This window comes from Pseudomonas paraveronii (assembly GCF_963681955.1).
In the GTDB taxonomy this organism is placed as follows: Bacteria; Pseudomonadota; Gammaproteobacteria; order Pseudomonadales; family Pseudomonadaceae; genus Aquipseudomonas; species Aquipseudomonas paraveronii.
Map to the genome: position 1 here is coordinate 1,984,777 of NZ_OY817130.1, position 24,691 is coordinate 2,009,467.

Here is a 24,691-nt window from a genome sequence, read left to right on the forward strand (position 1 = left end):
TAGCCTCCGACACACACTTGCGTCATCCCCATGGGAGGGCGAGAAGATGAAAGGTCAAACAGGTTTTGTAGTAGTGGCGAAGCGGCCGTTTCGCGGGCTGTTCCAGGCGATTGCACGGTGGCAGACGCTGCATCACGAGCGGCGGTTGCTGGCCACCTTGAGCGATGCGGCGCTCAAGGACATCGGGCTGAGCCGCGCCGACGTGGAGCGCGAAACCCATCGGCATTTCTGGGAAGATCCGCTGCGAAAATGACCGAGGATGCAGTAGGGTAGTGGGCAGGCTCATACGGAGATGCCCATGCCCGCCGACCTGTCTTTTTCCCTCAAGCAAGCGCGCCGCATGGCACTGGCGGCGCAGGGGTTTTCCGGGCGCCAGGCGCCCGCGTTGATCAAGGCCACGCACCTCAACCGCTTGATTGAACGCCTGGGTGTGGTGCAGATCGATTCGGTCAATGCCGTGGTGCGTTCCCATTACCTGCCGTTATTTTCCCGCCTTGGCCAGTACGCCCCGTCATTGCTTGAGCAGGCCGCGTGGAGCCAGGGCCGACAGCGTTCGTTGTTCGAATATTGGGGGCATGAGGCCTCGTTGTTGCCGATGGCACTGTACCCCTTGATGCGCTGGCGCATGGAGCGGGCAAAACAGGGGCAGGGCATCTATGCGCAGATGGCGCGCTTTGGTCGCGAGCAGCAGGCCATCATCCAGCGCGTCTTGAACACCGTCGAACAACAGGGCGCCCTGGGCGCGGGCAGTCTGTCGACCCGCGAAGAGCGCGCCGGCCCCTGGTGGGACTGGAGTGATGAAAAGCACGCGCTGGAATGGCTGTTCGCTGCTGGCCTGGTCACGGTTGCCGGTCGGCGCGGGTTTGAGCGGCTCTACGATTTACCTGAGCGCGTCATTCCCGGCGACAGGCTTTACCACGCCCCGCTGAGCGAGGCCGAGGCTCAGCGCGGTTTGCTGCTGCACAGCGCGACCGCGCTGGGCGTCGGCAGCGAAAAAGACCTGCGCGATTACTTCCGTCTGGAGCCTGCCGACACTCGCAACCGCTTGGCCGAGCTGGTCGAAGACGGCCAATTGCTGACGTGCCGGGTGCAGGGCTGGAAGCAGCCGGCCTATTGCCTGCCGGAGCCGAAAGTACCGCGCAAGGTGCCGGCCAGCGCACTGCTGTCGCCGTTCGATTCGCTGATCTGGGAGCGCAGCCGCACCGAGCGTTTGTTCGATTTCCGTTATCGGCTGGAGATCTACACCCCACAAGACAAGCGGGTGTACGGCTACTACGTGCTGCCGTTTCTGCACAACGAGCGCATCGCCGCGCGCGTCGACCTGCGCGCCGAACGTGCGCACGGGCGCCTGGCCGTGCATGCGGTACACGAAGAAGAGCCGGGGCTGGATGAGGAGGGGATGCGTGCGTTGGCGCTGAACTTGCGGCAAATGGCCGACTGGCTGGGCCTGGAACAGGTGCAGCTCAATTGTCAGCGGCCGAGTGCCGACCGACTAAGGGCGGCGATGCTCACACAACTGTAGGAGCGAGCAGGCTCGCTCCTACAGAATGCGCTCACCGTTTTACTTGCTTCAACGTTTCGGCGATCAGGAACGCCAGCTCCAGCGACTGATCGGCATTCATCCGCGGGTCGCAGTGGGTGTGGTAGCGGTCCGACAAGCCGTCTTCGGTGATTGGCCGCGCACCGCCGATGCATTCGGTGACGTTCTGCCCGGTCATCTCGATATGAATCCCGCCGGCATAGGTGCCTTCGGCTTCGTGTGCCTGGAAGAATTCCTTCACCTCGCCGAGGATCTGCGCAAAGTCGCGGGTCTTGTAGCCGCTGCTGGCCTTGATGGTGTTGCCGTGCATCGGGTCGGAGCTCCACAGCACCTGCTTGCCCTCGCGCTGCACGGCGCGAAGCAGCGCCGGCAGGTGGTCGCCGACCTTGTTAGCGCCCATGCGGGCGATCAGGTTCAAGCGGCCGGGGTCGTTGTCCGGGTTGAGGATGTCGATCAGGCGGATCAGGTCGTCCGGGTTCATGCTCGGGCCGACCTTGACCCCGATCGGGTTGTGTACCCCGCGCAGGAACTCGACGTGGGCGCCGTCCAACTGACGGGTGCGATCACCGATCCACAGCATGTGGGCCGAGCAGTCGTAGTAGTCGTTGGTCAGGCTGTCGCGGCGCACGAAGGCTTGTTCATAGTTGAGCAGCAGCGCTTCGTGGGCGGTGAAGAAGCTGGTTTCGCGCAGTTGCGGCGAGCTGTCCATGCCGCAGGCGCGCATGAAGGCCAGGGTTTCGTCGATGCGGTTCGCCAGTTGGCTGTACTTCTCGGCCAGTGCGGAGTTGGCGATGAAGTCCAGGTTCCACTTGTGTACCTGATGCAGGTCGGCAAACCCGCCCTGGGCGAAGGCGCGCAGCAGGTTAAGGGTGGCGGTGGACTGGTGGTAGGACTGCAGCAGGCGGTCGGGGTCCGGCACGCGGTTTTTTTCGTCGAAGCCGATACCGTTGACGATATCGCCACGGTAGGCCGGCAGGGTGACGCCATCGATGGTTTCATCGTTGGACGAGCGCGGCTTGGCGAACTGGCCGGCCATGCGCCCGACTTTCACCACCGGGCAGCCGGCGGCGAAGGTCATCACGATGGCCATCTGCAGCAGCACCTTGAAGGTGTCGCGGATTTTTGCGGCGGAGAACTCGGCAAAACTCTCGGCGCAATCGCCGCCTTGCAGCAGGAAGGCGCGCCCCTGGGTCACCTCGGCAAACTGACGGCGCAACTCGCGGGCCTCCCCGGCAAACACCAGCGGCGGGTAGCTGGCCAGGCTCTGCTCCACCTGCAACAGGTGCGCAGCGTCCGGGTACTGGGGTTGTTGCTGGATCGGCAGGGCGCGCCAGCTGTCGGGGCTCCAGGGTTGGCTCATCGTGAACTCGATAGGGTGATTGACGGTCGGGCGCCAATGTTATCAGCAATTAGTGCGTGACCTGTTGCCGCTGGTTGGCCGACAATCGCGCCTTTGCCGTGGGGTTAGACCCTTTAGGAGTTGAGATGACCGAGGAGCGTGTCGAGCGCCTGCTGGCCGAGGTCCATGATGACTTCGGCATTGTCCGTGTGCTCGAAGTGGCCGATTACCGTTTTCTCGAGTTTGGCGACGCCATCGAGCAAAGCTGCGTGTTCACCGCCGACCCGAGCTGGCTGGAGTACGACTACACCCGTGCGATGCTGATCGGTGCGTTGTGCCATGAGCAGCCGGAGAGCGCGTTGTTCCTCGGCCTGGGCGCCGGCACGCTGACCCAGGCGTGCCTCAAGTTCCTGCCGCTGGAGGATGTCGAGGCCATCGAGCTGCGCCCCGATGTGCCGCGCCTGGCCATTGAGTACCTGGGGCTGGACGACGATCCACGCTTGTACATCCGCATTGGCGACGCTCTGGAATTGCTCGAAACCGCCGAAACTGCCGACCTGATTTTTGTCGACCTGTACACCGACGTCGGCCCCGGCGTCGGGCACCTGGCCTGGACCTTCCTGGAAAACTGTCAGAAGAAACTCAACCCCGGCGGTTGGCTGGTGATCAACCAGTGGGCCACCGACGATGGCAAGCCTTTGGGTGCGGCTTTGTTGCGCGGGTTGTATCACCGGCATTATTGGGAGCTGCCGGTGAAGGAGGGCAATGTGATCCTGCTGGTGCCTTCGGAGTTGGATCAGGAGCTGGACCATGCCGCGCTCTCGGCCCGCGCCGAAGCGCTGGCGCCGCGACTGGGCTATTCGTTGCAGCCGTTGATCAAGGCGATTCGGCCGGCCACCTAGTTGTCTGAACGGGCGTCATCGCGGGCAAGCCCACTCCCACATTTGACCGAGCACATCCTGAAGGAATGCGGTCGATGTGGGCGCGGGCCTGCTCGCGATGACGGCGGCACGGTCAACTCAAATTCCCCTGAATACCCCTGGGCGCTTCTCGAGCATGGCGCGCACGCCTTCCTTGGCGTCTTCGCTGTTGAGCAATTGCTCGACCACCGGCGGCAATGCGGCCGCCGCGACGGCTTCGCCCTCCATGCGCGCCAGGCGGGCCGACATCAAGGTGGCCTGCACGCCGAGCGGCGCCTGGCGTGCGATGCGGCTGGCCAGTTCGACGGCGCGCGGCAGCAAGTCTTCGCTGGCCATCACCTCCTGCACCAACCCTAGGCGCAGGGCTTCGTGGGCATCGAACTCATCGCCGGTGAGCAGCCAGCGCATCGCGTTGCCCCAGCCGGCAATCTGATGAAAGCGCAACGTCGCACCGCCAAATGGAAAGATCCCGCGCTGTACTTCCATTTGCGCGAAGCGGGTGTTGCTCGCGCAAAGATTGATATCCGCCGCCAGCATCAACTCGATACCAAGGGTCAGGCAGTAGCCCTGGGCGGCGACGATCACCGGTTTGCTGACCCGTGGGCCGGCGAATACGCCCCAGGGATCGCAGCCCCCGAGTGGCGGTTGCCAACCTCCTGCCATCACCCCACTGACGTTGGCCAGGTCCAGCCCGGCGGTGAAGTGGTCGCCGTGGGCGAACACTACGGCCACCCGCGCATCGTCATTTCGATCAAATTCGCCATAGGCCAGGCTCAGTTCGTTGAGTAGCTCCAGGTTAAAGGCATTGCGCTTGGCGACCCGATCCAGGCCCAACAGCAGGACATGGTCCTTGTATTCACGGCTGACGAGGCTGCTGCTGGCTTGATTCATCGGGTGTGCCCTCGGGCGCAGGGAAGGGTTTCGGACCAAAGGGTCTGAGTGGACGGGTGAACCGTTTAAGCGTTTTAACCCACAAGACCGGGCACTTGAAAAATAGACCTTGGCGCCCATCTGCGCAAAGACGGTGAAGCAGCGCGGTTTATCGGCGCTTTGCGATAAAAAAAGCTCCCTTTTTCAGCTATTTCCGGTATAGTGCGCGCCGGCCTTTAACCGGGCCGCGTTTAGGTAGCGCAATTCCCCGAAGTCAGCTTCGGCTGCACGTCCGTACAGCGGACTCTTCCTTGACGAATCTTTTTCATTCATTCGTTTTCGCAAATCCCCGCCGACAAAGCAGCCAGGGCGACTCTTGAGTCTCAACACGGCACGCGCAGCTTTGGAGCATGGGTCTTTGCGGATGCACTTAGAGGCAGACCCATGACCCAGGAAACCGGCGGCTTCGCCGCTTTTAATCTTAACCCGAACATTCTTGCTGCCGTCATTGCGACTGGCTACGAAGAACCTTCGGCGATTCAGCAGCAATCGATCCCGATCATCATGGCCGGCCAGGACATGATTGGCCAGGCGCAAACCGGTACCGGTAAAACCGCCGCGTTCGCCCTGCCTATCCTGCACTGCATCGATCCTGCCAAGCGCGAACCGCAAGCCCTGATCCTGGCGCCAACTCGTGAGTTGGCGCTGCAAGTAGCAACCGCTTTTGAAACCTACGCCAAGCAAATGCCAGGCGTAACCGTTGTGGCCGTCTACGGCGGCGCGCCGATGGGCCCGCAACTCAAGGCTATCCGTAATGGCGCACAGATCGTTGTCGCCACTCCGGGTCGTCTGTGCGACCACCTGCGTCGTGACGAGAAAGTCCTGTCGACCGTGAACCACCTGGTTCTGGACGAAGCTGACGAAATGCTGAAACTGGGCTTCATGGATGACCTGGAAGTCATCTTCAAAGCGCTGCCAGCGACCCGTCAGACCGTGCTGTTCTCGGCCACCCTGCCGCAGTCGATCCGTGCCATTGCCGAACGCCACCTGCGCGATCCGCAACATGTGAAGATCCAGACCAAGACTCAGACCGTTACCGCGATCGAACAGGCTCACCTGTTGGTTCACGCTGACCAGAAGACCTCGGCTGTATTGAGCCTGCTGGAAGTCGAAGACTTCGACGCGCTGATCATGTTCGTGCGCACCAAGCAAGCGACCCTGGACCTGGCCAGTGCCCTCGAAGCCAAAGGCTACAAAGCCGCTGCGCTGAACGGTGACATCGCCCAGAACCAACGTGAGCGCGTGATCGAGTCCCTCAAGGATGGCCGTCTGGACATCGTTGTGGCGACCGACGTTGCTGCGCGTGGCCTCGACGTTCCGCGTATCACCCACGTGTTCAACGTTGACATGCCTTACGATCCAGAGTCCTACGTTCACCGTATCGGCCGTACCGGCCGTGCCGGTCGCGAAGGTCGCGCACTGCTGCTGGTGACGCCACGTGAGCGCCGCATGCTGCAAGTGATCGAGCGTGTGACCGGTCAGAAGGTTGCTGAGGTCCGCCTGCCGGATGCCCAGGCCGTTCTCGATGCCCGCATCAAGAAACTGACCAACAGCCTGTCGCCGCTGGTGGCTGACGCTGAATCGACCCACGGCGAGCTGTTGGACCGCCTGACTGCCGATATCGGTTGCACCCCGCGTGCCCTGGCTGCAGCCCTGCTGCGCAAGGCAACCAACGGTCAGGCCCTGACCCTGGCAGCGATCGAGAAAGAACGTCCACTGGTACCGAACAACGCTCCGCGCGGTGATCGTCCAGAGCGTACTGGCGACCGTCCGGACCGTGGTGATCGTGAGCGTCGCGCTCCGGTGCCATTGGCTGAAGGCCGTGCTCGCTGCCGTACCGCGCTGGGCGCGCGTGACGGTATCGCCGCCAAGAACCTGCTGGGCGCTATCCTCAACGAGGGTGGCCTGGCACGTGAAGCCATCGGTCGCATCCAGGTCCGTGACAGCTTCTCCCTGGTGGAGCTGCCGGAAGACGGTCTGGAAAAACTGCTGACCAAGCTGAAAGACACTCGCGTTGCCGGTAAGCAGCTCAAACTGCGTCGCTACCGCGAAGATTGATCCGCCTCTGGGCTGATTGATCGCACCTAAAAAATCCCCGACTGGTTCGGGGATTTTTTTTGCCCGGCGCTTGGCCAGAGGAGGCCGCCGGAAAGACCGGGGGAGGGCGGCGTTTTCACCAATGCAGTCGCGACTGTCAGCTGCCGATCTCGCTGGTTTTAGGAAAAGTCCGGGCGTCTGAGCGGTTTTTCTGGCTGCCTACTTGGGTGTAAACCACTTATTGTTGAGTGATGAAGTGTTGCGGATAAGTGAGCATTGCATCGATCAAGATTGTTGAAATATCTGGGCATTACGGCGGTTGTTGAGCCGATGTATATCGAGCATGTTAGGGATGCAACTGGGAAAGGTTAGTGCGTAGTCCTGTCGACGGACAGGCAGCGAATTTGAAGTCTATTGATTGTTTTTTTCCAGAAAAGGTCTGTAGCTGTTATGCGTGTTAATTATTCACAGTTTTTTCCACAAATAATTCCTGAACCTGTTGTTTATCCGCCCACGTTGCCGCCAGTTAATGGGGCGGGAGTACAACGAAGCGACCACAACGAAGAACGCAGTTTGCAGCAGGCAAAGCGCACGTTCATTTCGGATGCTGTGCCCACTCGCTTGACAAGAAGTACGCCAGCAGTGCCTGTGGAGCGTACGACCACGACCTCAACGCTGAATAGGGTGAGCGATCCAAAACCCGAAATTAAGAATGTGGCCACGTCACCCAATGGGCTGTATTACGTGAAGTATTCGCTTCCCGCGCCTGGCGCCGGGTTGAGCAATATCACATTTCCAATGAGTATCGACGAGGGCCAGCAGCGAAAGGGTAGCGAGGGTGCGGGGATTTATTATGCGATGCATTTCCGCGTTAACGATGAGCAAGGTGCGCGTCTGGGCCGTGGTTATATTGGCCTGCAGCCACGGGGGGATGGCAAGGCGCTGATTGTGTTTTCTGGAAACGGCGAGCATTTCAAGGCGCCACAAGGCCGCGACGAGTTTGATGGAGGAGTGGGGGCCAGCAATAGCACACTGGTAGATTTTAAGTTTGGGAACAAATATAACCTGACCGTGGAACGCGATGCTGAAAATCCCCGGAAGCTGAGAGGGTTTATTCAGGATGTCACGGACCCCGATAAGCCAGGGCCCAAGCAACATGTTAAAGATATTTATGTCGATCAGAACGCGGCGTTGGCCGGTAATGAGGTAGGGTTCGTGGAACACTACGGCGCGAAAATAAACCAGAGTTCACAGATTGCCCCCACTCGCGGTAGTTTTTCCGCACCCTTCACTCAAGATGATAAGGGCAATATCAAGGTTGGCGAAATCAAGAGTGGTGGACTCTATGGCAGGTACAAGAACTCACTGGTAGGTAACCAGCAGGTTATCAGCGAAGGCGGTAAAGGTAAGGAGATACACTTTTCTTTACAGGGAGCGGGTTATGAGAAGGCCTGAAAACCCTCGAAGATGAGGGCTTCCGGTTTTTCCCTGGCGTTTCGCCGCTGTCACCGTGGACGTGGTGTCAGCCGAAGCGATAGATGTCCATGCCCAGCGCCCCCATCGTGAACCCCTGGTGCGCCACGCTGAAGTCACCACCGGCGCCCCGCGCAAAGTACAGCGGCAACAGATGCTCATCAGTGGGATGACTACGCACGGCGTGGGGCGCCTGGCGCCGATAATCGTGCAATGCGGCCTCGTCGTTGGCCGCGAGCTTGTCCACCATCCAGTCACGGAACGCCCGCGCCCACGGTTCGATGCTTTCGGGCCCGGCGTGCCAGTCCAGTTCACCGAGATTGTGGGTGATGCTGCCGGAGCCGATCAGCAACACGCCTTGTTCGCGCAGGCCGGCGAGGGCGTGACCGACCCGGGTCTGCAGGGCCGGGCCCATACGGCTGGGCAAGGACACTTGCACCACCGGGATATCCGCCGCCGGGTACATCAGCGACAGCGGCACCCAGGTGCCGTGGTCTAGGGGGCGGCGGTCATCGATGCGCGCACTCAAGCCATCGGCGTGCAGCAATTCGACGATATCGCGCGCCAATTGCGGGTCGCCCGGCGCTGGGTACTGCACGGCAAACAGTTCGGCGGGAAAGCCGCCGAAGTCATGCAGGGTTTCCGGTGCGGCGCTGCCGCTGACCAGCAATTCCTGACTTTCCCAGTGCGCCGACACCACCACAATCGCCTTCGGCCGTGGCAGTTCAGCCGCCAGGCGCTGAAGGGCCGGGCCGCTGGCGCCGGGTTGCAGGGCGAGCATGGGCGAACCATGGGAGATAAACAGAGTGGGGAGCATAGGACGGGCCCTCAGGGTTAACATGCCCTATCTTCAATCAGATCAATGATCTAAATCTAATATAAGTTTTAGCGCTTTTTGATCGAATTTTTAGGGTGATGTATGGATTCTCAGTTTTGGCGGGAACGCTGGGCGCGTAATCAGATCGGCTTTCACTTGCCCGAGGTCAACCCGTACCTGCAACGGCACTGGCCGCAGCTGGCCCTTGCGCAAGGGGCAAAGGTGCTGGTGCCTTTGTGTGGCAAGAGCCTGGATCTGGTATGGCTGGCGAGCCAAGGGCATCGTGTGCTCGGGGTGGAGCTGTCGGAGCAGGCGGTTGAGGCATTTTTCAGCGAGCAGGGGCTGACACCACGTATCAGCCAGCGCGGCGTGTTCAAGGTGTACCGGGCGGATGTGATCGAGGTGTGGTGCGGTGATTTTTTCGCGCTGGACGCGGATGCGTTGCGCGATTGCACGGCGCTTTATGACCGCGCGGCGTTGATCGCGTTGCCGCCGCTGATGCGCGCGCGTTACACCGAGCACCTCAATGTTCTTCTGGGGGCTGGTTGTAAGGGGTTACTGATTACCCTCGACTATGACCAGGCGCAAAAGGCCGGCCCACCGTTTGCGGTGACCGATGATGAGGTGAAATTGCTGCTGGGGGCACACTGGGCGCTCGAAGTCCTTGAGGAACAGGATGTCCTGGGTGAGAGCTGGAAGTTCGTTCAGGACGGCGTAACCCGGTTGGAAGAGCGAGCCTACCAACTCACAAGGCGCTGATTAGGGGGCTGGCGCGGCGCGCACAAAAAAGGGGCGATCAGATCGCCCCTTTCCGTTTCGCTGCCAAGCGGTCAGCCGCGACGACGCAGTGCGTCAATCCGCTCTTCCAGCGGCGGGTGGCTCATGAACATGCGTGCCAGGCCCTGCTTGATGCCGCCGTTGATGCCAAAGGCGGTCAGGCTGTCCGGCATATGCACCGGCAGGCCCTGTTCGGAGCGCAGGTGCTGCAAGGCCGCGATCATTGCTCCGGTGCCGGCCAGGCGGGCGCCGGCTTCGTCTGCGCGGAACTCCCGTTTGCGCGAGAACCACATCACGATCGCGCTGGCCAGGAAGCCCAGCACCAGTTCAGCGAAGATGGTCGCCCCGTAGTAGGCAATGCCGCGGCCTTCTTCGTTCTTGAAGATCACCTTGTCGACGAAGTTGCCGATGATCCGTGCGAAGAACATCACGAAGGTGTTCACCACGCCCTGGACCAGCGCCAGGGTGACCATGTCACCGTTCGCCACGTGGCCGATCTCGTGGGCCAGCACCGCCTTCACTTCATCGTAAGAGAAGCGCTCCAGCATGCCCTGGCTCACTGCAACGAGCGCGTCGTTCTTGTTCCAGCCGGTGGCAAAGGCGTTGGCTTCATAGGCCGGGAAGATCCCGACCTCGGGCATCTTGATACCGGCCTCACGGGACAACTGCTCGACGGTCTGCAGCAACCATTGCTCATGCCGGGTGCGTGGCTGAGTGATGACCTGGGTGCTGGTGCTCATCTTCGCCATCCACTTGGAGATGAACAGCGAGAACAGCGAGCCGGCAAAACCAAAGACCGCACAGAAGATCAGCAGCTGATTGAGGTTCAGATCAACCCCGTTGGCCGCCATGAACCCGTTGAAGCCGAAAAGGCTCAGGGTGATGCTGGCAATCAGCACGACCGCCAGGTTAGTGGCCAAGAACAGCAGGATGCGCATCATGGTTGTAGAGTTCTCCTCATGCTAAATATGTCGCGTACTGCGGGGTATATAAGGTGCGGCCTGGGGTGATTCAACCGAGCGACTATTTCAAACTGTGTCCTACAGCCTGAAGGTAGAGTCTTGAAGGGAATTTCCCACCTGCAATCCTCCGTCTGATCAGCCTCTTGTTGCCCCGCGGCCCTTTGATTATAGGGGTCAAGCGCCGGGAGAGGGGCAACCGCAGTGCTGCGCGGGAGAATGGGCAGAGAAGTGTTGCCAGATAATCGCTGTACGACCAGATCCCGGTCGTACAGCGGCATAGTCGTTACTGGCGATAGGACTTGAGGAAGTTGCCGATGCGACCGATGGCCATGTCCAGGTCATCCACACGCGGCAAGGTCACCACGCGGAAGTGATCCGGCCACGGCCAGTTGAACGCCGTGCCTTGGACCACCAGCAGCTTTTCCGACAGCAGCAGGTCGAGCACGAACTTCTCGTCGTTGAGGATCGGGCAGACTTTTGGGTCGATGCGTGGGAAGGCGTACAGCGCACCCATCGGCTTCACACAACTGACGCCGGGAATATCGTTGAGCAGTTCCCAGGTACGGTTGCGTTGCTCCAACAGGCGGCCCTGAGGCAACAGCAGATCGTTGATGCTCTGGTAACCGCCCAGGGCAGTCTGGATCGCGTGCTGGCTCGGTACGTTGGCGCACAGACGCATATTGGCCAGCATGTCGATGCCTTCAATGTAGCTCTGGGCGTTGTGCTTAGGCCCGGAGATGGCGACCCAGCCGGAGCGGAAACCCGCCACGCGGTAAGACTTGGACAGGCCGTTGAAGGTCAGGCACAGCAGGTCTGGCGCCAGGGAGGCGGTGCAGATGTGGACGGCATCGTCGTAGAGGATCTTGTCGTAGATCTCGTCGGAGAACACCACCAGGTTGTGCTGGCGCGCCAGCTCGAGCATGCCCAGCAGCACTTCCCGCGAGTACACGGCGCCGGTCGGGTTGTTCGGGTTGATGATCACCAGGGCCTTGGTGTTCGGGGTGATCTTGGCCTTGATGTCGGCCAGGTCCGGGAACCAGTCGGCGCCTTCGTCGCACAGGTAGTGTACCGGGCGGCCACCGGCCAGGGTCACCGCAGCGGTCCACAGCGGGTAGTCCGGTGCCGGCACCAACACTTCGTCGCTGTTGTTGAGCAAGGCCTGCATCGACATCACGATCAGTTCGGACACGCCATTGCCCAGGTAGATGTCTTCGATGCCGACCCCTTCGACCTGTTTCTGCTGGTAGTACTGCATCACCGCCTTGCGCGCACTGAACAGGCCTTTGGAATCGCTGTAGCCCTGGGCGGTGGGCAGGTTGCGGATCACGTCCTGGAGGATTTCGTCTGGCGCTTCGAAACCAAAGGGCGCCGGGTTGCCAATGTTCAGCTTGAGGATGCGATGGCCTTCCTCTTCCAGGCGTTTGGCGTGCTTGAGCACTGGGCCGCGAATGTCGTAGCAGACGTTGGCGAGCTTGTTCGATTTGCTGACCTGCATGGCGATGTGATCCTGAAAATGAACGATCCAGACGGTGCGGCGCCTACCGTGCTGAGAATCCTGCGTTGGTCGCACCCATAAATACGTTTGAATGCAGCTAACGCGGGTGCCAGACTGCCGGGTTGAAGAGGCGCAATCATACGTGCCGCCTGATCCCTGGAAAAGACACAGATCAGGGTTTTTCAGTTGCCGAGGTGTACTGATGGAAAAGCTGCAGAAAACCATTGATGAATGGAAAGCGATGCTCGATCCGGAGCAATACAACGTGTGCCGCCTGAAGGGCACCGAACGGCCGTTTTCCGGCAAGTACAATGCCACCAAGACCGACGGTGTGTATCACTGCGTCTGCTGCAATGAGCCGCTGTTCGACTCTACGACCAAATTCGATTCCGGCTGTGGCTGGCCTAGCTTCTACGCACCGATTGGCAAAAACGCGATGATCGAGATCCGCGATATCAGCCACGGCATGATTCGCACCGAAGTCACCTGCGCCAAGTGCGATGCCCACCTGGGGCATGTGTTCCCGGACGGCCCGCAGCCGACCGGCCTGCGCTATTGCATCAATTCGGTGTGCCTGGACCTCGTACCGCGCTGAGCATGAGTCGCCCCTGTGTCTTGTGCAGGGGCGATGTATACCGGGTTATCAGTTTGATCAATTCAATTGCACGCAATTAAATTGCTCGCTATGTTTTCCTTCCTTCCCCATATTCGAGGCATTGCCATGAGCGACAACCTGCTGAGCATCCCTTGCACCACCATCAAGGGTGAGCAAAAGACCTTGGCCGACTTCGCCGGCAAGGCCATTCTGGTGGTCAACACCGCCAGCAAATGCGGCTTCACCCCGCAGTACAAAGGCTTGGAGCAACTCTGGCAGCAGTACAAGGACCAGGGCCTGGTGGTGCTGGGGTTTCCGTGCAACCAGTTCGGCAAGCAGGAACCGGGCAATGAAAGTGCGATTTCCGAGTTCTGTGAGCTGAATTTCGGCGTCAGCTTTCCGTTGTTCAAGAAGATCGACGTCAATGGCAGCGCTGCTCATCCGCTGTTCGTACAGTTGAAAAAGCAGGCTCCGGGTCTGCTGGGTTCCAAGGGCATCAAGTGGAACTTCACCAAGTTCCTCATCGGTCGCGACGGCTTGGTGGTCAAGCGTTTTGCGCCAACCACCAAGCCCCAGGAGTTGACCCAAGCGATCGAAGCCCTGCTCAAATGACCCACCTGCCCACCGTGTCCCTGGCCCTGGACAACCAGCTGTGTTTCAAGCTCTACGCCGCGTCACGGGCGGTGACCCGCGCCTACAAGCCAATGCTCGATCAGTTGGGCCTGACCTACCCGCAATACGTGGTGATGCTGGTGTTGTGGGAATGGCACCAAGCAGCCCCGGCCCAACCCACGGTCAAGGCCCTGGGCGAGCGCCTGATGCTTGATTCGGGTACGCTGACGCCGCTGCTCAAGCGCCTGGAGCAGCTTGGGTTAGTGAGGCGCCAGCGCAGCGCGCAAGATGAGCGTGAAGTGCATTTGAGCCTGAGCCAAGCCGGTGTGCAACGGCGCGACCAGGCCCATCAATTGAAAACCCGCTTGCTGTGCGACAGCGGCGTCGACCTCAACCAGGCCGACGCCCTGCGCGAGAGCTTGGACCAATTGCTCGCGCAGATCAGAGACTTGTCGTCTTAGGCACCCACAGGTCCAGCAACGCGTTGAGTTCTTCGCGGCGAAACGGCTTGGCCAGGTAGTCATTCATCCCCGCCGCCCGGCAACGCTCGCGTTCTTCCGACAGCGCGTTGGCGGTCAAAGCCACAATGGGCAGGTCCGGCCAACGCCCGCTGCGACGAATCTGCCGACTGGCCTCGTAGCCATCCATCACCGGCATGTTGCAGTCCATCAGCACCATGTCGAAGCGCTGTGCTTCGAGGAGTTTGAGCGCTTCGCCACCGTGGGCGGCGACGATCACTTCGCAGCCCAACTTGCTGAGCATGCCCTTGGCCACCAGTTGATTGACCGGGTTGTCCTCCACCAGCAGGATACGTGCCCGCTGGGCGAGGGGCGCGGCGTCCAGCGGGATTGGATCTTGGATCAAGCGCGCATCGCTGCGCAGATTGCGTTGCAGGATCTGGTACAGCGCGTTGCGGCTCAAAGGGCGCGCCTGTTGCTGCAACGGCGCGAAGGCCGCGACTTCCTCGCTGGGCATGAAATTGCCATAGGCGGTCACCAGCAGGATCGGTGCCGTGATGGTCGGCCGCAGGCGGAACAGGCACTCCGGGCAGTCTGTGATGAGTAAATCAGGGGTTTTTCCGCTCAAGTCCTCATCAAGAGAATAGCAACGCGGTGTCAGCCCCCAGTGAGGTAGCAGGGTGTTGAGCAGCTCCGCCAGGCCGCTGTCGCCGCTGGTGATTGCAATGACTTCGCCCACCAGCGGCGCGAGCCGGGTCGCGGGCGAATGGGCGGGCAGCGGCAGGTCGGCGCAGAACTGGCTGCCGAAGCCGACTTCGGAACTGATGCTCAGCCGTCCGTGCATTGCTTCGCACAGGTTGTGGGTCAACGCCAGGCCCAGGCCGGTGCCGCCAAACTGGCGGGTGATGCCCGCACCGGCCTGTGTGAACGGCTGGAAGATCTTCACCTGCGCGTCCTGGGCAATGCCGATCCCGGTGTCGCACACTTCGACTTTCACTCGGCCGTCCTGGGCGCTGAGGCGCACATCCACGCGGCCGAAGCGCGTGAACTTCAAGGCGTTGGACAGCAGATTACTGACGATCTGTCGCACACGTGTCGGGTCGCCGAGCACCTGGGCCGGAAACTGCGGATCGATCAGGCACGTCAGTTCGACACTCGGCGCGGCGTTCTGCGACAACAGGTTGGCAGTGTCTTCCACCAGCGAGCCGAGGTCGAACGGGATGCGTTCCAGCTCCAACTGGCCCGCGTCGAACTTGGACAGGTCGAGGATATCGTTGAGCAGTTCCACCAGCACCTTGCCGGAGTCGTGGGCGATCGACAGTTGCTGGCGCTGTTCCGCGTTGAGCGGGCTGTCCAGCGACAGCGCGATCATGCCCAGCAACCCGTTGAGTGGCGTGCGGATTTCGTGACTCATATTGGCCAGGAACGCCGCCCGCGCTTGAGCCATGCCGAGGGCGGTCATTTTCGCCGCTTCCAGCTCATCGTTGGACTGACTCAAACGTTGGTTGCTGGCCTTGAGCTCCAGTGTGCGCGCCGAGACGATGTCTTCCAGTTGCCCCAGGTATTCGGTGAGGCGGTCTTCGGCATGGCGGCGTTGCTGGATCTCGGTTTCCATGCTGTCGAATTGCTGGTTGGCAACGCTGACCAGCACGCCGATTTCATCGTGTTCATGCCCTGGCGGGCAATCCAGGCGTGTCTGTCTGCGCGTGCTCAGCTCGCGAATGATGCGCACCAGGGGTTGGGTCAATATCACGTAGAACAGGCCCAGCAAGATGCCGCTCAGCAACAGGCTGCGTGCAAACCCATTGAGCAGGGTTATCTCGGCGCGGCGCAGGAAGCGGCTGCCAAAAGCGTAGGTGTCTACGTCCAGGTGCAGTACGCCAAGGGATTCGTTGGGCATATGGCTGAGATACAGCCGGTCTTCGAACTGGCGGTTGGCGCCGAACAGGAAATCGCTGAGGGGCCGGTAGGTACTTTCCTTGCGCGGCCGTTCGACGTCGGCCAGTACCACGCCGTTGTTGTCGGTCAAACGCGCCTGAATGATGGCGGGGGAGTGCAACAGGCCGAGGGTCAGCTCCTGGGCCAGTTCGGTGTCGATGTTGTAGGCGATGCGCGACGCCGGGTTGTGGCTGATTTCAATCAGTGAGCGAATTTCACGGTTGATGGACGCGTCTTCGCTGGCATAATCAATGCCGATCTGGATCAGGCTGAGCAAGGTTCCCAAGACGAGACCGACCAGCACCGTCAATCTGGCTTGTTTATAAGACAAGCGGTGGGCGAACTTGATATCCATCGAGTGTTGAACCACTTCACGTTTCCCTTCGCCCGGCAAGCATAGTTGAACATCCACAAGCTCACGCTTGCCCGGCACGTATCGTCAGTTTTTTGGAGGGTAGCCCGGAGCGCTTAGCCACAGGGTTGCCAATACGCCATCTTTTGCAAGAAGTTGCCAGAGGAATAGTCGTGGATTCTCGATTGAATGCCTTTCTTGAGCGTGCCGACGCTGTACTCGCCCGCCTGGAACCCTTGTTGCCCGCCCCACGCCAAGTCATAGACTGGAACCAGTGTCTCGCCGCCCGTTGGCAGCGCGAAGGCCGTAGCGGCTTCCTGTTGCCGCTGGAGGTCAGCCTGGACATGCGCCTGTCCGATCTGATCGGTGTGGACAAGCAGCGTGAAACATTGGCGCGCAACACCCAACAGTTCCTCGACGGCCTGCCCGCCAACCATGCGCTGCTGTGGGGCTCGCGGGGCACGGGGAAATCGTCCATGGTGCGCGCCTTGCTCGCCCAGCATGCCAGCGCCGGTTTGCGCTTGATTGAAATCGAACGCGATCACTTGGCCGATCTGCCGCGTGTGGTCGAACAACTGCTCAAGCTGCCGCAGCGCTTCATCCTGTTCTGCGATGACCTGTCGTTCGAGGCCGGTGAAGGCGATTACCGTGTGCTCAAGAGCGTGCTGGACGGCTCCCTGGAACAGGCGCCGGAAAACGTGCTGCTGTATGCCACATCCAACCGTCGTCACCTGGTGCCGGAAAACCAGAGCGACAATGACAACTGGAAGCGTGTGGATGGCGAGCTGCACCCCAGTGAGGCGGTGGAAGACAAGATCGCCTTGTCCGACCGTTTTGGCTTGTGGCTGTCGTTCTACCCGTTCACCCAGGAACATTTCCTCGACGTGGTGGAGCACTGGATCGGCGAGCTGGCGCGTAAGGCCGGCCTGCAGTGGCAGCGTGATGAAGCCCTCGATATTCTCGCCGTGCGCTGGGCCACCGGGCGTGGCAACCGCAACGGCCGTTGCGCGTATCAATTCGCCCGTTACTGGGTGGGCCTCAAATTGCTGGAGCGTCAACCATGATCGATTTGCAGCAGGCCGGCACCGGTCTGGATGGGTATGCCATGTTGTGCGCGCAGTTGGAGTCGCTGCTGGCCGATGAGCGGGATTTCATCGCCAACAGCGCGCAGTTCTCTGCGTTTTTGTTCAACCAGTTGGATGACCTGAACTGGGCCGGTTTCTACCTCAATCGTCATGAAGAGTTGGTGTTGGGGCCGTTCCAGGGCCAGATCGCATGTGTGCGCATTCCGTTCGGTCGTGGCGTGTGCGGTGCGGCGGCCGCGTCGCGCCAGACCCAGCGGGTGGAGGATGTGCATGCGTTCCCCGGGCATATTGCCTGCGACAGCGCGTCGAACAGCGAACTGGTGGTGCCGCTGGTCAAGGATGGCCAACTGATTGGCGTCCTTGACCTCGACAGTCCGTCGCTGGCCCGTTTTACCGCGCAGGACCAGGCCGGTATCGAGCAGTTGGCGGCAATTTTCCTGCGCTTGACCGACTGCTGATCGACCGTTTCGGGGGTGAGCCGGCCGGTGCGCCCCTGCCTATCCTGGAGAACCCAGGCCGTTGAGTTGCATGTGCAGCAGGCGCTCCAGTTCCAGCATGCACTTTTCCAGGGCCTTGATACCGGTTTCGATCACCACCCGATCATCGTCGCGGGCGCAGGCCTGCTCCAGCGCTTCGCATTGCGCCGCCAGCACACCGGCCTGGACGATGCGCGCGGCGCCCTTGATCTTGTGGGCCTGCTCGATGATGTCCTGCGGTGGGGCCTGCTGGGCCCACAGCGTGACCAATATCTGGCGATCGTGACAACTGCTGCTCAGCAGTTCCTCAAGCAGCCGCCGACTCAGTTGTGGGTCGCCGCCCGTCAGCGCATCCAGGTTGCTGAGGTCTAGCCGCGAGCCGGACGGCTGCGGCGTGATCTGCGCCAGTTGCCGTTCCAGCGCTGTGAGGCTGATCGGTTTGAACAGGCAGTCGTTCATCCCGGCTTCGGCGCAGCGCAGTTTCTCTTCGGGCTGGGCATTGGCGGTAAACCCCAACACCACGCAGGGTGTCAGTTGTTCCCGCTGTTCGTACTCGCGGATCGAGCGGCTCAACTCGTAGCCGTTCATGATGGGCATGTTGCAGTCGGCGATCACCAGGTCGAAGCGCGCCTGGCGCCAGGCCTGGAACCCGGCGGCACCATGCTGGGCCGCGGTGAACTGGTGGCCCAGGTAACCTAGCTGCTGGCACATCAGCAGGCGATTCGCCGGATGATCATCCACCACCAGCACGTTGAGCACCGGCGCCGGTGCGGGCGCGGCCGGCTTGGGTTCGTCTGCGGCCTGGATGGGCTGCAGGCAGTTCATCTTCAGGCTGACATGCACCTGGGTACCGACCATGGGCACGCTGCTCAGGCTGAGTTGCCCGCCCATCATCGCGCACAGGCTGCGGCAGATCACCAGCCCCAGGCCCGCGCCGCTGCGGGCCAGGTGCCCGGAATTGTCGGCCTGGGCAAAGGGTTCGAACAGGCGCAACTGGTCGTCGCGGCTGATACCGATCCCCGTGTCTTCGACCACCAGCTTCATTTCGACCTGCTGCGGCAACTCGGTGGCTTGCACCTGTACCTTGATCTTCACCTGCCCGCGCTCGGTGAACTTGATCGCATTGCTCACCAGGTTGGACAGCACCTGCTTGAAGCGCAGCGGGTCGATCAGCACATCGGTGTCATCGAGCTCAGGCTGGAACTCCAACAGCAAACTGAGGGTTTTCTGGCGCGCCAGGCCGTCGAATACCCGCACCACCGACTCAATCACTTCCCGCAGGTTCACGCGTTCCGGTGCGAGGCTCAGGCGACCGGATTCGATCCGTGCAATGTCCAGGATATCGCCGATCAGCTCCAGCAGGTCTTTGGCGGAGTGGTAGGCCACTTCGATCGCCGGACGGTCAAGGTGTCCCTGGTCAGCGCGCTTGAGGGTCAGTTCCAGCATGCCGATCACCGCATTCATGGGGGTGCGGATTTCGTGGCTCATGGTCGCAAGGAAGGTGCTCTTGGCGCGGTTGGCTTCGTCGGCACGCTCCTTGGCGGCGCGCAGCTCATCGAACAGCTGGCGTCGTTCGCTGATGTCGATCCAGCCGCCGATGACGCCCTGGACTTCGCCGGTGGAGTCGCGGTAGGGCAGTATCCAGTGGTAGATCGTCAGTTTTTTGCCATTGATCAGCAGGGTGCGATCAAGGATCAGCGGGTTGCCCTCGGCGACCACGCGCAGATAGTCGGCGTGATACTGAGCCGCTTCGGTTTCCAGGGCCGTGCTCATCTGCATCGCACTTTTGCCAATGACCTCTTCGCGCTTGACGCCGAACACTTGCAGGTAGCTGTCGTTGCAGGTTTGCAGCAGGCCATCGCGGTCGCGCACGTAGATCGGGTGCGGGGTTTCATTGACCAGCGCGCGCATGAATTCGAACTGGTCGTTGAGGGCGCGTTCGGCCATCTTGCGGTGTTTGATCTCCCGGCGCATGTACGCGTTCCAGGTCAGGGAAATCAGCAGCAGCAGGCCGGTGACGATGATGATCTGGGCAATCAGGTGGTGGTAATTGCGCCAGTAGCTGTCGGAGGCGGCGGTGTAGCCTCGCCAGCGGCTGTTGATCACGCCGAGTTCATCGGGGGCGATGCTGAGCAGTGCCTTGTCCAGGATTGAGCTCAACTCGGTGGCGCGCCGTGACGTGGCCAGCGCGAAGACCGCGGGGAGGGTGCCGATGCTGCTGCTGATCTGCAGTTTGTCCTGAAATACTTGGGAGGACAGGAAATAGTTGGCGATCACCAGCGAATTCACCGCGCCTTCCACGTGCCCTTGGGCCAGCAGTTCCGAGGCCTTGAAGGTGTCACTGGTTTCCACCAAGTGAATGTGCGGGAACTCCTTGCGCAGAATGGTTTCCAGGGGGTTGCCCTGGGTGATCGCCAGACGCTTGCCTGCCATCTGTTCAAGATTCGATGGGGCGCCGGGCTCTTTGCGCGTGAGCAGTACGTAGGAGTTTTCCAGGTAGGGACGACTGAAGTTCAGTTGAGCTTCCCGTTCCGTGCTGGGAATGATGGCGCCGATGAGATCGGTTTTGCCGGCTTCGACTTGCTCGATCATCGCGTTGACATCACGCGCGCGCTGGACCTCGAAGCGCAACCCGGTGCGCAGGCGGATCAGCTCCAGGAGGTCGGCCGTGATACCGCGGAAGTTGCCGTCGGCATCGAAGAAGGTCAATGGCGCGAAGGTTTCGTTGGCGATCACCCTGACCACCGGGTGCGCTTTCAGCCAGCGCTCCTCGCGTTGCGTCAGTTGCAGTTTTTGCGCAGTGAGCAGGACATCGCTGCCCGCACTCCAGCGTTTGGCAATGCTGTCCTGTTCATTGGTCGGCACTGCCGCCAGCACGGCGTTGAGGATGCTCAAGAGGGTGTGTTGGTCCTGGCGCACGGCGAAGCTGAAGCCATAGGCCTCGTGCTTGCCGAAGTTGGCCATGCGGATATTTTTCAGGTAGCCCTTGTTGATCATGTAATGGGTGGAAATGGTGTCGCCAAGAAACACATCCGCCTGGTCGAACGCCACCGCATTCAGGGCGTTCTGATAAGACGGGTAGGCGCGAATCATCGCTTCGGGATACAACTTTTCGACTTCGCCCAGGGGCAGGTAGTGATAGACCAGGCTCAGACGCAGCCCCGCCAGGCCGTCACTGAGGCTGCGGGTTTCGCCCTCACGCGTCACCAGCACGGGCTGGTCCACGGCATACGGTGCTGAAAGGGTGAGCAGCGGGTTGGCGGCCTCAAAGCCATTGGACGAGCCCAACAGGTCTATTTCACCGGCTTCGAGCGCCTGGATGGACGCTTCCCGGTTGGGGTAGCGCAGCACTCTGATCGGTAGCGCCAGCGCCTTGGCCAACAGCCCGGCGTAATCGGCGGTGAGCCCCTCATAATCGCGTCCGCTGGACGTGAGGTCGAAGGGCGGGTAGTCGGGAGCCGCGGTGCCGAGCACCAGTTCGCGTTTGTTCTGCAACCACTGGCGTTGCGTCTTGTCGAGTTGAGTGTCCAGTTGAACGGCGCCTGCGCGGCTCAATAAGGTGAAGTGTTCCGGTTCCGTTTGAGCAGCGAGCACAGAGGTGCTCAAGCACACGCCTGCGCTCAATATGATCAGATAGTCCTTTATACGCCTGGGCATCCGCTTTCTCACACTAGCGCGTTTCGTTTTGCCAACTCGATAAGTTCTACCAAGGACTTGGCTTTGAGTTTTTGCATAAGCCTCTTTTTATAGGTGCTGACCGTTTTGTTACTGAGAAACATACCCTTGGCAATTTCCTTGTTGGTGCGACCTTGTGCAAAAAGTTGCAAAACCATTAACTCACGGTCATTCACTGCCTTAAACAATTCCAGTTCCTGGGAGTTGCCTTCCGGGCCGCTGGCATTCAATGCCTGGCTGGGGAAGTAGTTGTAGCCGGATAATACCGCGCGTATCGCACTCAGCAGCTCACTCAGGTCGCCCTCCTTGCACACATAGCCATCGGCGCCCGAGCGCATGCAGCGTGTAGCGAACAGCGTTGGACATTGAGCCGTCAGAATGAGGGTTTTCATCGAGGTGTTCATTGCGTTAAAACGGCACAGCACTTCGAGGCCATCAAGTTTCGGAATACTGATATCCAAAATGATCAAGTCTGGAAGGCATTCGCGAACCATTTGTATCGCATCACAACCATTATCCGTTTCGCCGACGACTTTATAGCCTTCGTGTTCCAACAACATTCGAATCGCCAACCTGATAACAGGGTGGTCGTCAATGATGAAAACTGTGTTCATAATCACATTCCATGCAAGTGCAAATAAAGCGGGCACATTAGCTCAGAAGGCGAGGGGGTAGCATGAAGGTCAGGGGGTGTAAGTACAGAACAGGAAATTTCCTACATCAAAAAAAGTATTGCCTTACGATCTGTCAAGGCTTTGTGGGCGTTTGTGTCAGAATTCGGTCGGCAGCGAGGAACACGACCTCTGTCCACGTTTTAGACGCTTTTTCTGGTAAGTTTTTCCTATAGGTGGGTGTTTAAATTCCTACATGTTTAGCGGGTTTATCAGTGTCATTAAATCGTCCCGGTTTAATGGTTTTGATAAGTAGCCAAGTAACGGTAAGTTGCGTTTAAATGCTTGAGCCTTCAGATTCGCCAGTTCGAGTAGGGGCAGCCCGCTCAGCAAGATAGCCCCTGCGATAAAACCTCGACGACTGGCGATCTCGACTAACTCAAGCCCAGGCAGATCAGGCAGGCATTGGTCGCACAGCATGAGGTCGAAGGGCCGCTCAGACTGGATCATCAACCGGATCGCCTGTTCGGCGTTTTCCGCCAGTGTCAGGTGCTCGAAGCCGAAGCTGTTGAGCAGACACCGGGTTGCCAGGAGCTGAAAGGGGTGATCCTCCACCAGCAGGATGCGAAGGCAGTTCTTGAACATAGGAAGGGCACACGGTGAGTCAAGCGGCGATTGGGCGGGGCGTAGGAAGGTGCCCCATGCCCTTTAAGAGCGTGCGTGATTATTCATCGGGTGTTTGTACTGATTCGATCAGGCCGCTCTGTTCCCCTCGTAGGTAGATTCTGTTCAGGGAACAGGCCGCTGGATCAGTCATCTATTGCGGGCTGGAACGCCCGGTCGATTAGTGCGTAGCAGATGTCGTCCGCAGCCTCCATCAAGTGCACCGAGGGGGGGCGCGGGCTCAGCGTTGTTCTTCCCGTTGCGGCAGACCGAGATTGTGCGGCGATCTGCTTAAGGATCGGCAATCCATTACATGCAACCAAGCAATTAGTTTGGGTTTTTTAATATATTTTTGGTTTGTGTCATGTGTGACGTGGTTGAGTACTTCGCGCTGTCACAATATTACAATGCTGGGTTCTTAGAGTTGCGATCGCTTTAGCTCGATTTTTTAGACTGGATTTTTATGATAGGTTGAATTTTTGCTATTTGCGAAAGATAACTATAGTGTTGGAGTTTTTGCGGGGGGTTCTATGGGAAGCATGAGCTGGGACAGGTTGCTGAATAATACTCGCCTTGGTGGTCGGCCTCCTAAATCTGAGCTAGGCCGCTCACCTTTCCACTCAGACCATGACAAGGTCATCTTCTCCGGGGCTTTCAGGCGCCTTGCAAGAAAGACACAGGTTCATCCTCTCGCCACTAATGACCATGTTCATAATCGCCTCACACATAGCTTGGAAGTCGCTTGTGTCGGTCGGACGCTGGGCGTGAGAGTGGGCCAAGAACTTCTAAATGAAAGACTTATCCCTGAGCAACATTCAGCTTCTGATATTGGTGATATTGTCCAAACTGCTTGCCTGGCTCATGACATTGGCAATCCTCCCTTTGGACATACTGGTGAAGAAGCTATTCGTCACTGGTTCTCCAATGATGTGGGGGCAAAGATGATTGAGCAGTTGCCATTCCATGAGGCTACTGACTTGCGCAGGTTTGAAGGTAATGCCCAAGGGTTCAGGGTTTTAACGACCTCGGAATATCATCCCAATGAAGGGGGAATGCGTCTGACCTATGCGTCACTCGGGGCTTTCATTAAGTATCCTTGGCTGGCGGGTGATGCTGTTAACATGCAACGGCCTATCCAGAACAAATATGGCATTTACTGCTCTGAATTGGGTTTGTTCAATGAAGTGGCCGATGCGACTGGTTTGATAAAATTGGGTGAAAGTTGGCGGTGCCGCCATCCTCTGGCTAATTTGATGGAAGTCTCCGATGACTTCTGCTATGCCATTCTTGATTTAGAAGATGGTGTAGAGATGGGTATCCTTGAATGGGATAAGGTTTTTGAAATCTTGTGCCTTGTCCTTGGTGACCATCAGAAGAATCAGCTTGTCAAAGAAATACAGGGCATGAAAGTTGGCCGAAGACTTTCTATGGTGCGTGGAAAAGTCATTTCAGCTTTTGTAGATGCTGGGGCGACAGCGTTCATGAGCAACCACAACAAAATCATGACTGGCAAGGTGTTAGGCATCTTGGATCTTTGCGATAAGAACGTGCGTGAATGTGTAACCGCCGCCAAAGGTCTTGCGCGTGATGAAATCTTCCAACATCCAAGGAAAGTTGAGTTGGAAATCGGAGCTTACAGCACGATTTCTACGTTGCTCAGCGTTATCTGTTCTGCTGCTTTGGATTACGTCAAAAAGGGCGGTGTAGCGGATTCTAAGACTAGAAGGGTGGCAGAGCTTATTGGTCTGGATCTGAAAGCGCTAGATGATAATGTTGGCGTGTCAAAAGAGTACGGCGCAATTATGCAGGTTTTGGATTACGTGAGTGGTATGACGGATAACTATGCTATCCACTTGGCTCGCCAGTTCAGTGGGATGGGTGGGGAACGTTGAGTTTTGAGTACTGATCTATTTATATATTTATTTTGTTATCGCTA

Annotated in this window: 21 protein-coding genes and 1 pseudogene; 12 read left to right on the forward strand and 10 right to left on the reverse strand. The window is 59.3% G+C overall.

The window, feature by feature from the left end; genetic code table 11:
- The first annotated feature begins 46 nt into the window (after positions 1-46).
- A complete protein-coding gene (locus tag U5A08_RS09090; RefSeq protein WP_247406222.1) occupies positions 47-253 on the forward strand; it encodes a DUF1127 domain-containing protein in 207 nt (68 codons plus the stop codon).
- Between the two features lie 45 nt (positions 254-298).
- The gene (locus U5A08_RS09095; protein ID WP_321851249.1) at positions 299-1,522 is read left to right on the forward strand and encodes a winged helix-turn-helix domain-containing protein; all 1,224 of its coding nucleotides are present in this window, start codon (positions 299-301) and stop codon (positions 1,520-1,522) included.
- A gap of 31 nt (positions 1,523-1,553) precedes the next feature.
- Here the strand turns inward: U5A08_RS09095 and U5A08_RS09100 are convergent, their stop codons facing one another.
- Positions 1,554-2,900, reverse strand: a complete 1,347-nt coding sequence (locus U5A08_RS09100; RefSeq protein ID WP_321851250.1) for a class II 3-deoxy-7-phosphoheptulonate synthase — start codon at positions 2,898-2,900, stop codon at positions 1,554-1,556.
- Positions 2,901-3,025: 125 nt separating this feature from the next.
- Here U5A08_RS09100 and U5A08_RS09105 point away from each other — a divergent pair, with 125 nt between their 5' ends.
- On the forward strand, positions 3,026-3,781 hold the full coding sequence (locus tag U5A08_RS09105) for a spermidine synthase (RefSeq protein ID WP_253394325.1): 756 nt from the start codon (positions 3,026-3,028) through the stop codon (positions 3,779-3,781).
- Positions 3,782-3,898: 117 nt separating this feature from the next.
- Here the strand turns inward: U5A08_RS09105 and U5A08_RS09110 are convergent, their stop codons facing one another.
- Positions 3,899-4,690: a crotonase/enoyl-CoA hydratase family protein gene (locus tag U5A08_RS09110; RefSeq protein WP_253394326.1), complete on the reverse strand. Its 792-nt coding sequence runs from the start codon at positions 4,688-4,690 to the stop codon at positions 3,899-3,901.
- Positions 4,691-5,113: 423 nt separating this feature from the next.
- On the opposite strand from U5A08_RS09110, the gene U5A08_RS09115 reads away from it, so the two are divergent.
- Entirely contained in the window at positions 5,114-6,787 is a 1,674-nt protein-coding gene (locus tag U5A08_RS09115) for a DEAD/DEAH box helicase (RefSeq protein ID WP_247398418.1), read from the forward strand.
- A gap of 429 nt (positions 6,788-7,216) precedes the next feature.
- Entirely contained in the window at positions 7,217-8,221 is a 1,005-nt protein-coding gene (locus tag U5A08_RS09120; RefSeq protein WP_321851253.1) for a hypothetical protein, read from the forward strand.
- 67 nt (positions 8,222-8,288) lie between these two features.
- Here the strand turns inward: U5A08_RS09120 and U5A08_RS09125 are convergent, their stop codons facing one another.
- Positions 8,289-9,056 carry a DODA-type extradiol aromatic ring-opening family dioxygenase gene (locus U5A08_RS09125; protein WP_253394328.1) on the reverse strand — a complete coding sequence of 256 codons (768 nt, stop codon included), beginning with the start codon at positions 9,054-9,056 and terminating at the stop codon, positions 8,289-8,291.
- 102 nt (positions 9,057-9,158) lie between these two features.
- Here U5A08_RS09125 and U5A08_RS09130 point away from each other — a divergent pair, with 102 nt between their 5' ends.
- Positions 9,159-9,815: a thiopurine S-methyltransferase gene (locus U5A08_RS09130; RefSeq protein WP_253394329.1), complete on the forward strand. Its 657-nt coding sequence runs from the start codon at positions 9,159-9,161 to the stop codon at positions 9,813-9,815.
- Between the two features lie 71 nt (positions 9,816-9,886).
- Here U5A08_RS09130 and htpX read toward each other — a convergent pair whose 3' ends face one another.
- Entirely contained in the window at positions 9,887-10,774 is an 888-nt protein-coding gene (gene htpX, locus U5A08_RS09135) for a protease HtpX (RefSeq protein ID WP_253394331.1), read from the reverse strand.
- Positions 10,775-11,078: 304 nt separating this feature from the next.
- Positions 11,079-12,290 (reverse strand): pyridoxal phosphate-dependent aminotransferase, encoded by a 1,212-nt coding sequence (locus U5A08_RS09140; RefSeq protein ID WP_017849409.1) that lies wholly within the window; start codon positions 12,288-12,290, stop codon positions 11,079-11,081.
- 202 nt (positions 12,291-12,492) lie between these two features.
- On the opposite strand from U5A08_RS09140, the gene msrB reads away from it, so the two are divergent.
- The 3 genes from msrB (at position 12,493) to U5A08_RS09155 (ending at position 13,958) form a co-directional block, all read left to right on the forward strand.
- Positions 12,493-12,885, forward strand: coding sequence for a peptide-methionine (R)-S-oxide reductase MsrB (gene msrB, locus U5A08_RS09145; RefSeq protein ID WP_253394332.1), 393 nt, complete (start codon positions 12,493-12,495; stop codon positions 12,883-12,885).
- Positions 12,886-13,011: 126 nt separating this feature from the next.
- The gene (locus U5A08_RS09150) at positions 13,012-13,497 is read left to right on the forward strand and encodes a glutathione peroxidase (RefSeq protein WP_253394333.1); all 486 of its coding nucleotides are present in this window, start codon (positions 13,012-13,014) and stop codon (positions 13,495-13,497) included.
- Complete coding sequence (locus tag U5A08_RS09155) at positions 13,494-13,958, forward strand: MarR family winged helix-turn-helix transcriptional regulator (RefSeq protein WP_253394334.1); 465 nt, start codon at positions 13,494-13,496, stop codon at positions 13,956-13,958. The genes U5A08_RS09150 and U5A08_RS09155 overlap by 4 nt, the downstream gene beginning before the upstream one ends.
- Here the strand turns inward: U5A08_RS09155 and U5A08_RS09160 are convergent.
- Positions 13,939-16,248 carry a response regulator gene (locus U5A08_RS09160; protein ID WP_321851257.1) on the reverse strand — a complete coding sequence of 770 codons (2,310 nt, stop codon included), beginning with the start codon at positions 16,246-16,248 and terminating at the stop codon, positions 13,939-13,941. The two genes, U5A08_RS09155 and U5A08_RS09160, sit on opposite strands and share 20 nt — an antisense overlap.
- Positions 16,249-16,418: 170 nt before the next feature.
- Here U5A08_RS09160 and U5A08_RS09165 point away from each other — a divergent pair, with 170 nt between their 5' ends.
- Both U5A08_RS09165 and U5A08_RS09170 read left to right on the forward strand, forming a co-directional pair.
- Positions 16,419-17,309 (forward strand): ATP-binding protein, encoded by an 891-nt coding sequence (locus tag U5A08_RS09165; protein WP_253394336.1) that lies wholly within the window; start codon positions 16,419-16,421, stop codon positions 17,307-17,309.
- The gene (locus U5A08_RS09170) at positions 17,306-17,788 is read left to right on the forward strand and encodes a free L-methionine (R)-S-oxide reductase MsrC (protein WP_247398444.1); all 483 of its coding nucleotides are present in this window, start codon (positions 17,306-17,308) and stop codon (positions 17,786-17,788) included. Before U5A08_RS09165 ends, U5A08_RS09170 begins: the two co-directional genes overlap by 4 nt.
- 39 nt (positions 17,789-17,827) lie before the next feature.
- On the opposite strand, the gene U5A08_RS09175 is transcribed toward U5A08_RS09170, so the two are convergent.
- The 4 genes and pseudogenes from U5A08_RS09175 to U5A08_RS29835 all read right to left on the reverse strand — a co-directional run.
- Positions 17,828-21,463 (reverse strand): transporter substrate-binding domain-containing protein, encoded by a 3,636-nt coding sequence (locus tag U5A08_RS09175; RefSeq protein WP_253394338.1) that lies wholly within the window; start codon positions 21,461-21,463, stop codon positions 17,828-17,830.
- Between the two features lie 8 nt (positions 21,464-21,471).
- Positions 21,472-22,095, reverse strand: coding sequence for a response regulator transcription factor (locus U5A08_RS09180; protein ID WP_253394340.1), 624 nt, complete (start codon positions 22,093-22,095; stop codon positions 21,472-21,474).
- Positions 22,096-22,344: 249 nt separating this feature from the next.
- Positions 22,345-22,737, reverse strand: a complete 393-nt coding sequence (locus U5A08_RS09185; RefSeq protein ID WP_247398453.1) for a response regulator — start codon at positions 22,735-22,737, stop codon at positions 22,345-22,347.
- Between the two features lie 194 nt (positions 22,738-22,931).
- Positions 22,932-23,060, reverse strand: a pseudogene (locus U5A08_RS29835) (hypothetical protein); the annotation flags it as partial.
- A 234-nt stretch (positions 23,061-23,294) separates the two neighbouring features.
- On the opposite strand from U5A08_RS29835, the gene U5A08_RS09190 reads away from it, so the two are divergent.
- Positions 23,295-24,647 (forward strand): deoxyguanosinetriphosphate triphosphohydrolase, encoded by a 1,353-nt coding sequence (locus tag U5A08_RS09190; RefSeq protein WP_321852197.1) that lies wholly within the window; start codon positions 23,295-23,297, stop codon positions 24,645-24,647.
- Positions 24,648-24,691: the final 44 nt, after the last annotated feature.

Excerpts from the sequence above, each read along its gene's own strand:
- U5A08_RS09090 (WP_247406222.1), top strand. The coding sequence starts at position 47 with ATGAAAGGTCAAACAGGTTTTGTAGTAGTGGCGAAGCGGCCGTTTCGC.
- U5A08_RS09095 (WP_321851249.1), top strand. The coding sequence starts at position 299 with ATGCCCGCCGACCTGTCTTTTTCCCTCAAGCAAGCGCGCCGCATGGCA.
- U5A08_RS09100 (WP_321851250.1), bottom strand. The coding sequence starts at position 2,900 with ATGAGCCAACCCTGGAGCCCCGACAGCTGGCGCGCCCTGCCGATCCAG.
- U5A08_RS09105 (WP_253394325.1), top strand. The coding sequence starts at position 3,026 with ATGACCGAGGAGCGTGTCGAGCGCCTGCTGGCCGAGGTCCATGATGAC.
- U5A08_RS09110 (WP_253394326.1), bottom strand. The coding sequence starts at position 4,690 with ATGAATCAAGCCAGCAGCAGCCTCGTCAGCCGTGAATACAAGGACCAT.
- U5A08_RS09115 (WP_247398418.1), top strand. The coding sequence starts at position 5,114 with ATGACCCAGGAAACCGGCGGCTTCGCCGCTTTTAATCTTAACCCGAAC.
- U5A08_RS09120 (WP_321851253.1), top strand. The coding sequence starts at position 7,217 with ATGCGTGTTAATTATTCACAGTTTTTTCCACAAATAATTCCTGAACCT.
- U5A08_RS09125 (WP_253394328.1), bottom strand. The coding sequence starts at position 9,056 with ATGCTCCCCACTCTGTTTATCTCCCATGGTTCGCCCATGCTCGCCCTG.
- U5A08_RS09130 (WP_253394329.1), top strand. The coding sequence starts at position 9,159 with ATGGATTCTCAGTTTTGGCGGGAACGCTGGGCGCGTAATCAGATCGGC.
- htpX (WP_253394331.1), bottom strand. The coding sequence starts at position 10,774 with ATGATGCGCATCCTGCTGTTCTTGGCCACTAACCTGGCGGTCGTGCTG.
- U5A08_RS09140 (WP_017849409.1), bottom strand. The coding sequence starts at position 12,290 with ATGCAGGTCAGCAAATCGAACAAGCTCGCCAACGTCTGCTACGACATT.
- msrB (WP_253394332.1), top strand. The coding sequence starts at position 12,493 with ATGGAAAAGCTGCAGAAAACCATTGATGAATGGAAAGCGATGCTCGAT.
- U5A08_RS09150 (WP_253394333.1), top strand. The coding sequence starts at position 13,012 with ATGAGCGACAACCTGCTGAGCATCCCTTGCACCACCATCAAGGGTGAG.
- U5A08_RS09155 (WP_253394334.1), top strand. The coding sequence starts at position 13,494 with ATGACCCACCTGCCCACCGTGTCCCTGGCCCTGGACAACCAGCTGTGT.
- U5A08_RS09160 (WP_321851257.1), bottom strand. The coding sequence starts at position 16,248 with ATGGATATCAAGTTCGCCCACCGCTTGTCTTATAAACAAGCCAGATTG.
- U5A08_RS09170 (WP_247398444.1), top strand. The coding sequence starts at position 17,306 with ATGATCGATTTGCAGCAGGCCGGCACCGGTCTGGATGGGTATGCCATG.
- U5A08_RS09175 (WP_253394338.1), bottom strand. The coding sequence starts at position 21,463 with ATGCCCAGGCGTATAAAGGACTATCTGATCATATTGAGCGCAGGCGTG.
- U5A08_RS09180 (WP_253394340.1), bottom strand. The coding sequence starts at position 22,095 with ATGAACACAGTTTTCATCATTGACGACCACCCTGTTATCAGGTTGGCG.
- U5A08_RS09185 (WP_247398453.1), bottom strand. The coding sequence starts at position 22,737 with ATGTTCAAGAACTGCCTTCGCATCCTGCTGGTGGAGGATCACCCCTTT.
- U5A08_RS09190 (WP_321852197.1), top strand. The coding sequence starts at position 23,295 with ATGAGCTGGGACAGGTTGCTGAATAATACTCGCCTTGGTGGTCGGCCT.